The 13,884-nt window shown below is 72.7% G+C and carries 12 protein-coding genes; 4 read left to right on the top strand and 8 right to left on the bottom strand.

The genetic code is table 11. The features are described from left to right. Window positions 1-23: 23 nt before the first annotated feature. Genes BM242_RS15105 through BM242_RS15095 form a run of 3 tightly spaced genes read left to right on the top strand, consistent with a single transcriptional unit; the run spans window position 24 to window position 4,748 of the window. A complete protein-coding gene (locus BM242_RS15105) occupies window positions 24-2,603 on the top strand; it encodes a molybdopterin-containing oxidoreductase family protein (RefSeq protein ID WP_093839332.1) in 2,580 nt (859 codons plus the stop codon). A 3-nt stretch (window positions 2,604-2,606) separates the two neighbouring features. Then, window positions 2,607-3,557, top strand: coding sequence for a molecular chaperone TorD family protein (locus BM242_RS31180; RefSeq protein ID WP_093839331.1), 951 nt, complete (start codon window positions 2,607-2,609; stop codon window positions 3,555-3,557). Between the two features lie 21 nt (window positions 3,558-3,578). Then, window positions 3,579-4,748 carry a cysteine desulfurase family protein gene (locus BM242_RS15095; RefSeq protein ID WP_342746972.1) on the top strand — a complete coding sequence of 390 codons (1,170 nt, stop codon included), beginning with the start codon at window positions 3,579-3,581 and terminating at the stop codon, window positions 4,746-4,748. Window positions 4,749-4,824: 76 nt separating this feature from the next. On the opposite strand, the gene BM242_RS15090 is transcribed toward BM242_RS15095, so the two are convergent. The 6 genes from BM242_RS15090 to BM242_RS15065 form a co-directional block, all read right to left on the bottom strand. After that, a complete protein-coding gene (locus BM242_RS15090) occupies window positions 4,825-5,142 on the bottom strand; it encodes an ArsR/SmtB family transcription factor (RefSeq protein ID WP_245834094.1) in 318 nt (105 codons plus the stop codon). A gap of 65 nt (window positions 5,143-5,207) precedes the next feature. After that, window positions 5,208-5,510 (bottom strand): hypothetical protein, encoded by a 303-nt coding sequence (locus BM242_RS15085; protein ID WP_093839329.1) that lies wholly within the window; start codon window positions 5,508-5,510, stop codon window positions 5,208-5,210. A 155-nt stretch (window positions 5,511-5,665) separates the two neighbouring features. After that, window positions 5,666-6,439: a class I SAM-dependent methyltransferase gene (locus tag BM242_RS15080; RefSeq protein WP_093839328.1), complete on the bottom strand. Its 774-nt coding sequence runs from the start codon at window positions 6,437-6,439 to the stop codon at window positions 5,666-5,668. A 124-nt stretch (window positions 6,440-6,563) separates the two neighbouring features. Beyond that, window positions 6,564-7,751 carry an aminotransferase class V-fold PLP-dependent enzyme gene (locus BM242_RS15075; RefSeq protein ID WP_093839327.1) on the bottom strand — a complete coding sequence of 396 codons (1,188 nt, stop codon included), beginning with the start codon at window positions 7,749-7,751 and terminating at the stop codon, window positions 6,564-6,566. Between the two features lie 31 nt (window positions 7,752-7,782). Further along, window positions 7,783-9,102 (bottom strand): pyridoxal-phosphate dependent enzyme, encoded by a 1,320-nt coding sequence (locus BM242_RS15070; RefSeq protein ID WP_093839326.1) that lies wholly within the window; start codon window positions 9,100-9,102, stop codon window positions 7,783-7,785. Continuing rightward, the gene (locus BM242_RS15065; RefSeq protein WP_093839325.1) at window positions 9,099-10,568 is read right to left on the bottom strand and encodes a Y4yA family PLP-dependent enzyme; all 1,470 of its coding nucleotides are present in this window, start codon (window positions 10,566-10,568) and stop codon (window positions 9,099-9,101) included. Before BM242_RS15065 ends, BM242_RS15070 begins: the two co-directional genes overlap by 4 nt. A 336-nt stretch (window positions 10,569-10,904) precedes the next feature. On the opposite strand from BM242_RS15065, the gene BM242_RS15060 reads away from it, so the two are divergent. Continuing rightward, window positions 10,905-11,336, top strand: coding sequence for a Fur family transcriptional regulator (locus tag BM242_RS15060; RefSeq protein ID WP_425443858.1), 432 nt, complete (start codon window positions 10,905-10,907; stop codon window positions 11,334-11,336). Window positions 11,337-11,347: 11 nt separating this feature from the next. On the opposite strand, the gene BM242_RS15055 is transcribed toward BM242_RS15060, so the two are convergent. Beyond that, window positions 11,348-11,884, bottom strand: a complete 537-nt coding sequence (locus BM242_RS15055; protein ID WP_093839324.1) for an ATP-binding cassette domain-containing protein — start codon at window positions 11,882-11,884, stop codon at window positions 11,348-11,350. Between the two features lie 171 nt (window positions 11,885-12,055). Beyond that, window positions 12,056-13,804 (bottom strand): fibronectin type III domain-containing protein, encoded by a 1,749-nt coding sequence (locus BM242_RS15050; RefSeq protein ID WP_093839323.1) that lies wholly within the window; start codon window positions 13,802-13,804, stop codon window positions 12,056-12,058. Window positions 13,805-13,884: the final 80 nt, after the last annotated feature.

The raw sequence follows: 13,884 nt of genomic DNA, 5'->3' as shown, positions 1-13,884 counted from the left end.
GTCCGTCCCGGGAGGAACCCGCGATGAGCACCCGAGCCGACACCCCCTCCACCGGGGAACCGTCCGACGTCCCGCCCGGCGCCTCCTGGGAGCTGGGGCGGCGTGATCTGCTGCGGATCGGCGCGGCGGCCGGGGCGGCCGTGGCGGGCCTCGGCATCCTCGACGCCGTCCACGACCCCGGGCCGGTGCCCGCCTCGGACCGCGGGACGGGCCCCGCCGCGGCCCGCACCGCGGTGCCCTCCATGTGCCAGATGTGCACCACCGCCTGCGGCATCATCGGCCATGTCGTGGACGGCCGCCTGGTGGAGGTGACCGGCAACCCGCTGGACCCCAACAGCCGCGGCTCGGTCTGTGCCAAGGGCGTGGCCGGGCCGTCCGTGCTCTACGACCCGCACCGGCTGCTCTACCCGCTCAGGCGCACCGGACCGCGCGGCTCCGGCCGCTGGAAGCGCATCTCCTGGGAGGAGGCGTACACCGAGATCGCCGGCCGGCTGCGGGAGATACGGGAACGCGGCGCCCCCGAGGAATTCGCCTTCCAGCAGGGCCGCAACCGCTCCGGCGACATCGTCTCCCGCTTCCTCAACGCCTACGGCACCCCCTCCCACTTCAACCACCGGGCGCTGTGCTCCAACAACCGGCGTGCCGCGATCGTCACCACCATCGGCGACTCGGACTGGGACCTGGGCGACTTCGAGAACAGCCGCTATGTGCTGAACTTCGGCTCCAACTGGGCCGAGGCCCACCAGGGCCACATCCCGGTGGCCATCCGGATGATGGAGGCACGCCGCCGCGGCGCCCGACTCGTCACCTTCGAGACCCGGCTGTCCAACACCGCCGCCCTGTCGGACGAGTGGTTCTGCGTCAAACCCGGCACCGACGGCCTGATAGCCCTGGCCATGGCGAACGTCATCTGCCGCGAGGAACTGTGGGACCGGGAATGGCTGGACACCTGGTCGAACTACCCGGCAGAGGACTTCGCGGCGCATGTGGCGCGGTACACCCCCGAGTACGCCGAGGAGCACAGCGGCGTCCCGGCCGCCGACATCGCGCGCATCGCCCGCGAGTTCGCCGCCGCCGCCCCGCGCGCCACCACCATCTGCAACCGCGGCTCCCAGGCGCACCGCAACGGCTTCTACAACGACCGTGCCATCACCGTGCTCAACGCCCTGGTCGGTTCCATGGGAAAGAAGGGCGGCTGGTGCTGGCACCCCAACGGCTCCTGGGACAAGAAGGCCATCCCCGAGCCCGGGCCCATCCCGCCCAGGCCCACGGCGAGCAGCGTCATCGCCGACGCCAGGGACTGGCCGCTGGCCAACGCCTTCGAGGGCAAGAGGATGCGCGTCGGTGAGATCGTCTACCTGTGGATCAAGGAAGGGCGGCAGAAGATCTCCGCCCTGATGACCTACAACGCCGACACCGCCTGGGCCTGGCCCGAGGCCAACCTGGTCCGCTCCGTCCTCGCCGACGAGAGCCTGATCCCCTTCCACGTCTGCATCGACGTGATGTACAGCGAGACCGCCCACCTCGCCGACATCGTGCTGCCCTGGACCACCTACCTGGAACGCTGGGACATCGACGCCCGCCCCCCGCAGTCCCTGGTGGACTACGTCGGCCTGCGCCAGCCCGTGGTGGCCCCGCGCGGGGAGTCCAAGGACATCCGCGACATCTTCCCCGAACTCGCCCGCCGGATCGGCGGCGGCATGGAGACCTACTTCCCCTGGGCCACCACCGAGGAATACCTGGAGGCCTTCTTCGCCCCCGTGCCCGGCGGGCTGGCCGCCATGCGCCGCGACGGCATCCACCTCGACCCGGAGAAACAGCCGAACTACGAGCCCTATATGCGCCGCCTGACCCCCGGGGAACTGGCGGGCGCCACCGAGGACCCGGCCACCGGCATCATCACCTCCGGCACCGACGACAAGGGCCGCCCGCGGGCCATCGGCATCCGGGTGAAGGGCATCGCCCGCCGGGGCTTCTCCACCCCCTCCCGCAAGGTGGAGATCCACTGCGGCTTCATCGTCGGCAAGGGGCGGGAGGCCGGCCGGGACATCGAGCCGCTGCCGGTCTACGAACCGATCGCCGACCACCAGGGCGAATTCCCCGACGACCAGTTCATCATGACCAGCTTCAAGATCAATGTGCACAACGCGCACCGGACCATGCAGTCCAAATGGCTCCAGGAGATCTCCCACACCAACCCCGCCCTGCTCAACCGCGCCTCCGCGCGGCGGCTGGGCATCGCCGACGGGGACTGGATCGTCGTGGAGAGCTACCGGCCCAACGACCCCGACATCCCGCAGGGCGACGGCTCCCCGCTGGGCACCCTGCGCACCCGGGTACGGCTCACCGAGGGCGTCCACCCGCTGGTCATCGCCATCGCCCACAACTCCGGCCGCTCGGCCGGCGGCGCCTACGCCACCAACGGACGCGACCGCACCGCCAACCCCGGCTACGGCACCGACGCCGCCGACCCCGACCTGGACCGCCTGTGGTGGAGCGGCGCGCTGAGCGTCCCGCAGAACGACCTGCTCCCCATCTACCCCGACCCGCGCACCGGCGGGCAGGCCTACCACGACACCATCGTCCGCATCCGGAAGGCGTGAACCATGGCCGATACGGCAGCGCATCCGCACTTCCCGGCCCCGCCCGCACCCGCCGCCGCCCATGTCAAGGCCTACACCGGGCTGCTGCGGCTGGCCGTCCGCCTCTTCAGCCGGGAAGCCGACACCGCCCTGTACCGGCAGCTCCTCGCCGCCGACGAGCGCTTCCACGCCGAGGAGCACCCCCGTTTCCTCGACCCCGCCCTGGCCCGGGAACCCGAGGACGCGGCCGTGGAACGCCTTGCCGAGGAGTACTGCCGGCTGTTCATCGGCCCCGGCCCGGCCGCCCCGCCCTACGCCTCCGCCCAGCAGCGCCAGGCCAAGCTCGGCGGACCGCAGGCCCGCGCCATGACCGCCTTCCTGGACCGGCACCGGCTGCGCAGCCTTCCGCAGCCGGGCGACGCCGTCCTCGAACCCGACCACCTGGCCGTCCAGCTCGCCCTGCTCGCCCACCTCTACGGCACCTGTTGCGGTACCGCCACCGGCGGGCCGCCACCCGCAGCCGCCTGGGCGGCGGCCCACGAACTGCTCCACCGTCACATCCTGACCTGGACCCCCGCCTATCTCGACCGGCTGGCCGGCACGGCGATCCCGCCCTACCGCACCATCGCCCGCCTGCTGCGCAAGGTACTGACCGAGGCCGCCGACTGGCCGGGCACCACCCCGCCCACCGCCACCCCTCGCCCGCACACTCCCGACGAAGCCCACGGAGCCCCGATGATCACCGTCTACACCACGCCCGCCTGCGGCTACTGCCACCGCCTGAAGTCCCGCCTGAACGCGGAGGCCATACCCTTCACCGAGGTCAGCATCGAGCACGATCCCGACTCCGCGGCACTGGTGGAGAAGATCAACAACGGCAACCAGGTGGTCCCCACCGTCGTTTTCGCCGACGGCACCGCCATGACCAATCCCGGGATCCCCAAGATCAAGCAGCACCTCGCCCGAACCGCCTGACGCACGCCCGGGGGTACCGCCATCACATCCCTGGCCGAACGACTGCGGGAGGGGCCCGCCTACCTCGACTACAACGCCACCACCCCGGTCGATCCGGAGGTGGCGGAGGCCATGCTGCCGTACCTGACGGCCCACTTCGGCAACCCCTCCAGCGGCCACCCCTACGGCCGCCTGGCCGCGGCGGCCGTCGCCACCGCCCGCGACCAGGTCGCCGGGCTGATCGGCGCCGGGCCGGCGGACATCGTCTTCACCGGCAGCGGATCGGAGGCCAACACCCTCGCGCTGCGCGGCACCCTGCTCCCCGCGCTGCGCCAGGGCCGCGACCACCTGGTCACCCAGACCACCGAGCACCCTTCCGTCCTGGAGACCTGCCGGGCGCTGGAGAGACTGCACGGCGTCCGGGTCACCCGGCTTCCCGTGGACAGGCACGGCCGCGTCGGCCCGGAAGACCTCCGCGCGGCCGTCACCGACCGCACGGCCCTGGTCTCCGTCCAGCACGCCAACGGGGAGACCGGCACCCTCCAGCCGGTCGCCGAACTCGCCGCCATCGCCCACCAGGCGGGCGCGCTGCTGCACACCGACGCCTCCCAGACCATCGGCAGGATCCCGGTCGATGTCACCGCCCTGGGCGCGGATCTGCTCACCGTCACCGGACACAAGTGCTACGGCCCCAAGGGCGCCGCCGCCCTCTACGCGCCGGAGCGGCTGGCCCTGGAACCCCTGCTGTGCGGCGGCGGACAGGAGAGCCACCGCCGCGCCGGCACCGAGAATGTACCCGCGCTCGTCGGCCTCGGCGCGGCGGCCGTCAAGGCGGCCGGTCTGCTCGGGACCGAGCCGGCGCGGCTTGCCGCACTGCGCGACGCCCTCCACGACGGGCTGGCCCGGGCCTTCCCCGGCCGGATCACACTCAACGGACACCCGGAGCACCGGCTGCCCAACACCCTGAACCTCAGCATCGCCGGAGTGATCGCCGCCGACGTCCTCGCGGCGGCGCCCGGCCTCGCCGCGTCCACCGCCTCCGCCTGCCATTCCGGCGGCCACCGCCCCTCCGACGTCCTGCTCGCCATGGGCATCGGCAAGCAGCAGGCGCTCGCCGCCTTCCGCCTCACCCTCGGCCGCTGGTCCGGCACGGCCGACACCGGCCGCGCCGTGCAGGCGCTGACGAAGGCCGTGCCGCGGACGGGCGACTGACGGCCATCGGGGGCGGGCGTCCGCGATGCAGACGATGCGGGCGTGAGCCCGGTCAGCTCCGGCGGCGGGCGCCGGGCTACTCCTGTGCGTGCCGGATGGCGTCCAGCACGATGTGGGCGATGTGGTCGTCGGTGAGGCGGTACCGGATTTCGCGGGCCTGGCGACGGGTGGTCACGATCCGGGAGTTGCGCAGCACCCTCAGATGCTGCGAGACCAGTGGCTGGCTCACGCCCAGGGCGGTGACCAGTTCGTGGACGTACTTCTCGCCCTCGGCGAGTTCGCGCACGATGCCGAGGCGGACGGGGGACGCCAGCGCCTTGAGCAGCTCACTGGCGGCCTCCAGGGCGCGTATCGGTTCGTCCGCGGGGACCGCCGGGGAAGAAGTCATCGCCATATGCGCACGTTAGCAAATGACAATGGTTTTCGGTACTGGCGTGCGGCGACGGCGGCGGCCGCGGATCAGTGGTCGTCCCAGTGGCCGTCGTGCGCGGCGTGCCGGTGGCCGTCGTGCGCGTAGTCCACGTGGTCCTCGTGCGGCACGGCGACATGTCCGCAGTTCTCGCCGTGCTCGTGGTCGTGGTCTTCGTGCGCGGTGTGTCCGGAGCTCAGGCACTCGTCGACGTGGTCCTCGTGGACCCTGTGGAGGTGGCCGTCGTGCGCGTAGTCGGTGTGGTCGCCGTGCGGGACGGCGACGTGTCCGCAGCCCGCGCCGTGCGTGTGCGGGTGGCCTTCATGGGGGCGGTGCTCGGTGGCGGTGGTCATGGAGCGCTCCTGGTGGGCTCTGCGGTCGCCCGCGGCTCATGGGCCGGGGCCGTATGCCGCCACATTAACATATGGCAATTCACGCATGTATTGAGCGGGCGCACCCCCCGTGCGCCACCGGAGAGCCGGGCCCGCCCCGCCGGCCGGGCCGGCGGCTACCGGGTCGCCACGACGACGTAGCTGGTGCCGTACTGCCAGACGGGCGCGGCGTGCGTGAACCCGGCCTGCCGCAGCATGCGCACATGCACGGAGAGGGTCAGCCGGGGATCGCCGCCCGCCCCCGAACCCCGCGCGGACCGCCGGCGATGGCGTTCGGCGAGCAGTTCCGCCAGCTCCGGATCGCCGGCCACGGCCGCCCACCAGGACTCCCAGTCCTCGTGGGCGAACGCCTGCTGCCGTTCCGCCCGGCGGCGGGCGATGTGGTCGGCGATCCCGGCGATGCCCGGGCCGCCCTCCGGGGGAAGATGGTCGCCGTTGACCAGGACGCCGCCGGGCCGCAGCAGGGCGGCGAGCTCCCGGTACGTGCGGCGCAGCACGTCCGGGGCGAGGTAGTGCAGCGCGGTGGTGGAGACGGCGGCGTCCAGCGGCCGGTCCAGACCCAGGGCGCGAACCCAGCCGCTCGCTCCCACCACCGCCTCGACATAGCGGGCCGCGGAGCCATGGCGGGTGCGGGCCAGTTCCAGCAGCAGGGGGTCCATGTCCACGCCCACGATCTCCGCGTCCGGCAGCCGGCGGGCCAGCCGTGCCGCCAGTGAACCGGGGCCGCAGCCCAGATCGACCACATACGGTCTGGCCGCCCGGCCCGCGGTGATGTGCTCCACCACATCGGCGATCACCGCGAACCGCTCCTCCCGGCCGACGGCGTACCGCTGCTGCTGACGCTCCCAGCGCTCCACCCACGCCTCGGCCGTTGCCACGCGCAACCCCATCCGGTCCTGCCGCCTTGTCTGTCGAATCCGCTCCAGGGACACCGGGCAGCCTACAGTTGAAAACGGTTCCCATTCGCGTGGGGGAGGGCGGCAGCGGCTGTGTCCTTGCTGCCCGACGGCCGTATCACCGGAGAGCGGCGAGGACCGCCAGCAACCGGTCGATCTCCTCCGGGGTGTTGTACACATGCAGGCTGACCCGCACCGAGCCGGAACGCTCACCCTCGTCGCCCTGGCAGTGGCTGTCGGAGCGGACCATGAAGCCGTGGCTGAAGAGAATGAAGCCGAGATCGCCCGAGTCGATGTCCCGGTGCCGGAAGGTCACGATGCCCCGGCGCTGCTGGACGGGCGAGCCGGCGGCCAGGCTGAGCGGGCAGCCGAGGATCTCGTAGGCGTCGAAGTGGCGCAGGCCGTCGGTGAGCCGGGCGGCCAGGGCCACCGTCCAGCGCTCGATGCGCTCGGTCCCGGCCGCCTCCAGCCAGTCCAGCGCGGCGGTCAGCGAGGCGATACCGGCGGTGTTGGGGGTGCCCTGCCACCCGCCGGGCGCGAAGGCGGGTCCGCGCTCCTGCCGGGCCCACACCGCTCCCGTCCCCGGCAGGGCCATGGCCTTGTGCCCGGAGAAGACGACGAAGTCCACGTCCGGCTCCGCCACGGAGACCGGCAGATGGCCCACGCTCTGGGCCGCGTCGAGGCAGATGACCGCCTCCGGTCCGACCACCTGCCGGATACGGTGCACGTTCATGTTCCCGCCGTAGACATGGTGCACGTGCGTGGTCGCGACGAACCGGGTCCGCGGCCCCGCCAGCCGGGCCAGCCGGGCGTGGTCGTAGTCGTGCGAACCGGACTGGTACGGCATCGGGCGGACCTGAACGCGTACCCCCCGGGCGGCCAGCAGCGCCTGTGCCTCCAGCCAGGGGGCGATGTTCGCCCGGTGATCGGCCAGGGGGACGACGATCTCGTCCCCGTCGGCGAGGTACGAGGTCAGCCAGTCGCGGGCGATCGTGCGCAGCCCTTCGGTGGTGCCGCTGGTGAAGTGCACGCCCGAGCGCTGTGGGGCCGGGTCGGCCAGGAACTCCTTGACCCGCTCCCGGGCCCCCTCCACCAGTTCCGTGGTCCGGTTGGCCCAGGGGTAGGTGCCGCGGCCGGCGTTGGCGTTGGCGGTGACGAGGTAGGAGCGGACGGCGTCCAGCACGGCCCGCGGCTTCTGGGCGGTGGCCGCGCTGTCCAGATAGGCGAGTCCGGGATGGTCCGTGATGATCGGGAACTGGGCGCGCAGTGCGCGCTGCCAGGACCGCAGATGTTCCGGGAAGGGCATGCCGTTCTCCAGTGCCGGGGCGACGGCCGGGTCAGTCCCGCACCAGGGGCGCGCCCGCGTCCCGCCAGGCGACGATGCCCCCGGCGAGGCTGCGCACATCCGGATGCCCCATCCGCCTCAGCAGCGCCGCGTAGCGGGCGGACTTCTCGCCCACCGGGCAGGCCAGCAGCACCGGACGGCTGCGGCTGAAGGGCAGGCCGCCCCGCAGCAGCTCCTCGAACAGTTCGTCGACGATGTTGACCGACCCGTCGATGTGCAGTGCGGCATAGGCGAACGGGCTGCGCAGATCGACCACGAGCGGCCCCTCGGCGGCGATCCACCGGCGGGCCTGCGCCACCCCGACCGCGGGGGCGCTGAGCGCCTCGGCCGCGGTCACGTCGGCCGGGGAGTGCTTCCGGCGGGGGCGGCCCAGCAGGTCGGGCCGCCGCTGCTTGACGTAGGACAGGTAGCTCTCGACGCGGTCGCAGACGACGAAGACGGCCGTGCGGCGTTCGGTGAGCCGCGCATCGGCCTCGCGCAGATGCCGGACCGCCCCGGAATAGGCCCCGCCGCCGGTCGGCCCGGCCAGTATCCCGCAGCGGCGGATCAGGGTGAGCATGCCCTCGATGGCCTCGTCGGCACTGACCGACGCCATGGAGTCGTAGGTCTCCGGGTCGAACAGGCCCACCTCCTGGACCTCGTCGATGGTGCGGATGCCGGGGATGAAATCCGACTTGGCGCCCACCAGCCCGACGACCCGGACCCCCGGGTCGTGTTCCCGCAGCACCCGGGCCACGCCGGCGGAGGTGCCGGCGGTGCCGACACAGGCGATGAACCAGTCCGGGGCGCGGCCGTCCAGGTCCTTGACGATTTCCGGACCGGTGCCGTTGAGATGGGCCTCGGTGTTGCGGGGGTTGAAGTACTGATCGGTGTGCAGATACTCGCTGCCCGACTCGGCGAGGGCCCGGTGGAAAAGGGTCAGCGGGTCGTCGGTCGCGGTCGGGTCGAGGCATTCGCTCTGCCCCGGCAGCTCCTCGATCTCCGCGCCCAGCAGCAGAAGCAGGTCCTTGATCTCCGGCACCCGCATGCGGTTGGTGACGCTCTTGAAGGACAGGCCGTGCATCCCGGCGATGACGGCCAGGGCCTTGGCCGTGTTGCCGCTGGAGAGTTCGACGATCCGGCTGCCGTGGGCGACGGCGTCGGTGAGATGGGGACGGGCCATGTGCCAGGCGGTCCGGTCCTTGACCGAGCCGAAGGGGTTGAGCATCTCCAGTTTGGCGAACAGGTCGATGTGCGCCAGCCCGGTGACGGCCGGGTCGATGCGGACCAGGGGGGTGTTTCCGATGGCCTCGGTGATGCTGTCGTATCTCACTGGGGTCCCTCCGCGGACATGGTCGGCCAGTACTCCTCGTCGAGGCACCAGCGCCAGGTGCCGCCGTCCTGCCAGGCGGCGACCTTGCGGGCGACGGGCTGGTGCTGTGCCCGGCCGGCGTGGAAGTCCATGGCGTAGCCCGCGGTGTTGGCGAAGGCCAGCAGATCGCCCGGCTCCGGCCGGCACGGGAGGAAGACCGTCCGCCGGGTGACCAGGTCGCTCTCCAGGCAGAGGCTGCCGAAGAGATGGACGGCTACGGGCCCGGCGGCATCCCGCGGCCCGGAGCCGTCCCGGGGGACGACGACGGGATCCATCAGCACCCCGTGCTTTTCGAGCGCCATGTCGTCGGCCTTCATCGCCAGCCGTACCGCTGCCGCGCCGTCCGCGCCGGCCTGCCGTACTTCCAGCACCTTCGCCAGGGTGATCCCGCACTGGTCCACCAGGGCGCGCCCCGGCTCGATGTACAGGTCGTAGAGGTGCTCCAGCAGCAGGGCGGCCAGCGGGCGGCCACCGAACGAAGCGGCGGGCCGGGCCAGCAGTTCGTCCAGATACCGCTCCCCGGCGACCGGGCGGTGGGCCGGGTAGAGCCCGAGCGTGCCGCGCAGCGTCCCGGCCTCGTTGCGCAGCCCGTAGCCGTGCCCCTGCCAGGCCAGCGGCGGGCGCCTGCCCAGTACGGCTTCGGTGAGCTGCGTCGTGTACTCCTCCCACTGCCGCCGGTCGGCGAGGTAGCTGACGCCGAAGCCGCCGCCGATGTCCAGGGCGCGGGGCCGCAGCCCCCGGCTGCGGCACGTCTCCAGCGCCGTCAGGCAGCTCTCCAGAGCGGTCGCCTTCTCACTGAGGCTGGTGGTGTCCAGGTGGTAGGCCACGCCCGTCAGTTCCACCGCGCCCGCGTGCTGTTCCAGCCGCTCCAGCAGCGTGTCCAGGTCCCGCACGGGTGAGCCGAAGCGGCTGCGCCGGCTGAGCACCCGCACGCCCGGCGCCTCGAATCCCGACAGCCGTAACAGGACCCGGGCCCGGGCCAGGGAGTGCCTGCCCACCAGGGCGGCAAGCCGGTCGAGTTCGCCGGCGGAGTCGACGCCCACGGTCACCCCGGCACGGGCGGCCAGCCACAGGAACTCGGGGTTCTTGGGCCCGGTGGCCATGATCCGGTCCGGTCCGAAGCCGGCTCCCAGGGCGTGCCGCAGTTCGCCCAGGGAGGCGACGTCGACGCCCGCATCCGTCGCGGCGAGCCGACGCAGCAGGGCGCTGGAGCGGTTGGCCTTGTGGGCGAGGAAGATCTGGCCGGACAGGCGGTGCCTGCGGTAGACGGACCGGAACCGGGCCAGATTCTCGGCGATCTGGTCCGGCACCAGCACATTGAGCGGCGATCCCAGCGCGCCGGTGAGCAGGTGCAGGAGGCCGGGGGTGCGCAGCAGGGAAAGCAGCCGGTCGCCCAGCGCGGGTTCCAGATGCAACGGCCTGCCCATTCCTGTCCCCCGAGTCCTCCGGGCCCGGCATGCCGGGCCCGGCCGACGCTTCGGCCCGCGGCCCGCCGTATGACACCTTTCCCTCACATGCGCGTACTTACGCCCCGAGGCGCCGGTGTCGTACCGAATGGCGGGGGCGCTCGCCGCCTCCACGACCGGACCGCGGTGTCCAGCCGGCGATGTCGCCCGGGGGCGCGCTTTCCGGCGGCGGGGGCCGGTGCGGAGCGCATCACGCCGCTGGACGTCCTGGTGGCGGTTCGGGGCCAACCTTCAGTACCATGAATTTCATTTTCACGTCGTCTGCGGCGGGCAGCAGGTACGCCGACCACCGAGGGGGTGAAGGCCCTGAGCACCCGTCCCACCCCGCAGCGGGCCGCGGTCCAGGAGGCTCTCGCGCGGTGTCAGGACTTCGTCTCCGCGCAGGTCCTGCACGCGCTGCTGACCTCCGACGGGCGGCGGGTCGGCCTGACCACCGTCTACCGGGCTCTGCACGAACTGGAGGCGGCGGGCGGCGTCGATGTGATCGGGGACGGCGACGGCGGACGCCTGTACCGGCGACGGCCGGCCGAGGGCCACCGTCACTACCTGATCTGCCGCTCCTGCGGGCGCAGCCGGCCGGTGGAGGCCGAGGCCGTGGAGCGCTGGGCCGAGCGGGTCGCGCGGGAGGCCGGTTACGCCACCGTCGAGCACACCGTTGAGCTCAGCGGCGTCTGCCCCCGCTGCCACCGCCCGCAGGACGGCGCGGCTCCCCTCCCCGCGCAGGCCTGACGGAGACCGGTTCAGGTGCGAAGACCGCGCCGGGAGGGGGGCTGCTCCAGCACCAGGCTCACCCGGGGCAGCCCGTCCGGCCCGGGTGTCACCCGTGCCGCCACCCCGTAGACCTCGGACAGCGGCTTCTCGGTCACCACCTCCGTGCCGGGGCCGTCCAGCACGAGGACGCCCTGCCGCAGCACCACCAGCCGGTCGCACACCGCCGAGGCGAACTGGAGGTCGTGCAGCGCGGCCGGCACCGTCACGCCCAGGTCCAGCGCGATCCGGACCAGCTCCACCACCTGGCGGACGGTGTTCTCCAGGTCCGGCGGCACGTCCTGGGCCAGCGCCGCCGCCGTCCGCGCCACCTCCCGGGGGGCGGTCCGCCACACATCGCTGCCGTCGAGCAGCATCCGGCCGCGGTCCGGCCGGAGACGCCGGCAGACGCAGCGCGGCAGGCTGGACTTGCCGCTGCCGTTCGGCCCGAGCAGGTCGACCACCTCGCCCGGCCGCACCGTCGGATCCACCCCGGTGAGCACCGGCCGCCCGCCCGGCGCCCAGGACACCTCCGGGGACGACGCACCCCGTGCCGAGCACGAGGCATGAGGCCCGGCCCGGCGGCAGCGCCGTCCCGTCCCCGGCGTCCTGGGCGGGGGCCGGGGGCGCTCCGTCGGTGCTGTTGACCGGTGCGCCCTGCGCGACGGGCCGGCTGGTGTGACGTCCACCGGGGGCGCTGGTCAGTGTGGCCGGGGTGCGAAGTTCAGCTCCACGCTGGTGGCCCGGAGGTCTCCCTGCACGGCGACCACCGTGTGGTAGCCGACGCCGCTGCGCCATACCGGCCGGAGCTGCCAGCTCCCCAGGGCATCGGCCTGCGCGGTGGCGAAGGGGGTTCCGCCGGGCTCGTCGGCGAAGAGTTCCACCGGCCCGGGCCGGAAGTTGGCCCCGCGGACGTCGAAGGCCCTGCCGTGGGTGAACCGGTCCAGGCCGGGCCGGAAGGGCACGCCCGCGCTGCTGTAGACCACGATGGACGGTGGTGCGGCGGCCTGCGCGGGCAGCACCTCGATCGGCCGGTCCGCCATGGCGATCCGGGAGCCGGACATGGTCGCCCACAGCGCATAGGGGCCGGGCGGGAGGCCGACGGGGACGGTGAGCGTGCCGCTGAAGTTCCCGGAGCTCTCCACCGCCGTCTCGGCGACCACTGTGCGGGCCGGGTCGTCCAGCACGATCTGCACCACGTCCGAAACCCCGGTCCGTGCGACCACCCAGGGGCTCCAGGCGGTGGCGACCAGGCCCGGCATGTCGTGGTGGCGGATCCGGAAGGCGTATGCGGTGTCCGCCGCCAGCCCCGTGGGACGGAACCCTACGCCGTCATACGGCTCTCTGGAGAGCCTGGCGGTGTCCGGGCTCACCGGGTGTGTGCCGCCCGGGCCGGCCGGTCCCCACTGCACCTCGGTCTGGGCCACTCGACCGGAGGTGGTGTCGTTCCAGGTGAGATGGATCTCGTCGATGGGCCGGACGGTGAACCCGGTCCCGCTGAACGTGATCTGCCCGCCCGCCGGTACTCGGGTGCTGTCGGTGGCCCAGCGGGTGAGCGGCACGAAGACGTCCCGCGACGGAGCGGTGTGTCTGAGGTCGGGAGCCGGGTCGAAGGGGTGGGTGAGAGTGAACCGCACGGAGGCGTCGGGACCGCCCTCGGCCTCGATGCCCACGGTGAGCTCCCGGAAGCCCAGGCGGCTCGCCATGCCGAAGGCCTGGGAAAGGAACCCCAGCTGGTCCCCCAGCCCGGCCAGGTCCGCAAGCGGAACGGGAGTGATCTGCTCCCCGGGCGGCACGAACGGCCGCTGCATGGCCGCCAGGTACACATTCCGCAGGCCCGTCACCAACCCGCTGTAGAGGCTGCCGCTGCCGAGATCGGTGTTCCGCAGATGCACATTCGCCAGCGCCTGGATCCCGTACCGCGTTTCGCCGGGCACGGCCAGATACAGACCGAGCCGCACATCGAAGGTCAGCTCCATGCCCGGATCCGGCAGCACGGGCACGGCGGCCTCGAACGAGACCCGCACCCGGGGCACGTCGTAGACCAGCGACAATTGCGTGGCGGCCGACCCCGCGGGCACGACGGCCGCAAATCCCTCGGAGTAGGTGCCGTGCTCATGGAGCTGCGCCCGCAGCGTTCCGCGGACCGGAAGCGTGGGGACGATGTCATAGGCGCTGGGCTCCTGCTCCCGGATCGCTTGCGCGATCCGCCGGGCAATCGCTTCCCGCTGCCCGGCCCACAGGGTATGGAACACCTGGTCGAGCGGCTCGTCCAGGATCCTGTCGAAGGCCGCCTTCTGTTCCTCCTCCAGATAGCTCTTGAGGGCCGCGCGCAGCAGCGAACCCGTCCCGCCTCCCAGCAGATGACTCGACGGCGGGGGCGTCCCTCCGGCGGCCGGGACGTACCGGAGATCCACTTGCAGGGGACTTCCCACGATGTCGCTGTACATCGCCCCTCCCGGCAGCCGACGCCGGGCCCATGCTCCCACCGGTCACACCGGATGGTGAACGCAAGCACGAACTCCGCCCG

Origin of the sequence: Streptomyces aidingensis (genome assembly GCF_900112355.1) — a bacterium.
In the GTDB taxonomy this organism is placed as follows: Bacteria; Actinomycetota; Actinomycetes; order Streptomycetales; family Streptomycetaceae; genus Streptomyces; species Streptomyces aidingensis.
This window is presented reverse-complemented; position numbering and strand designations above follow the sequence as displayed.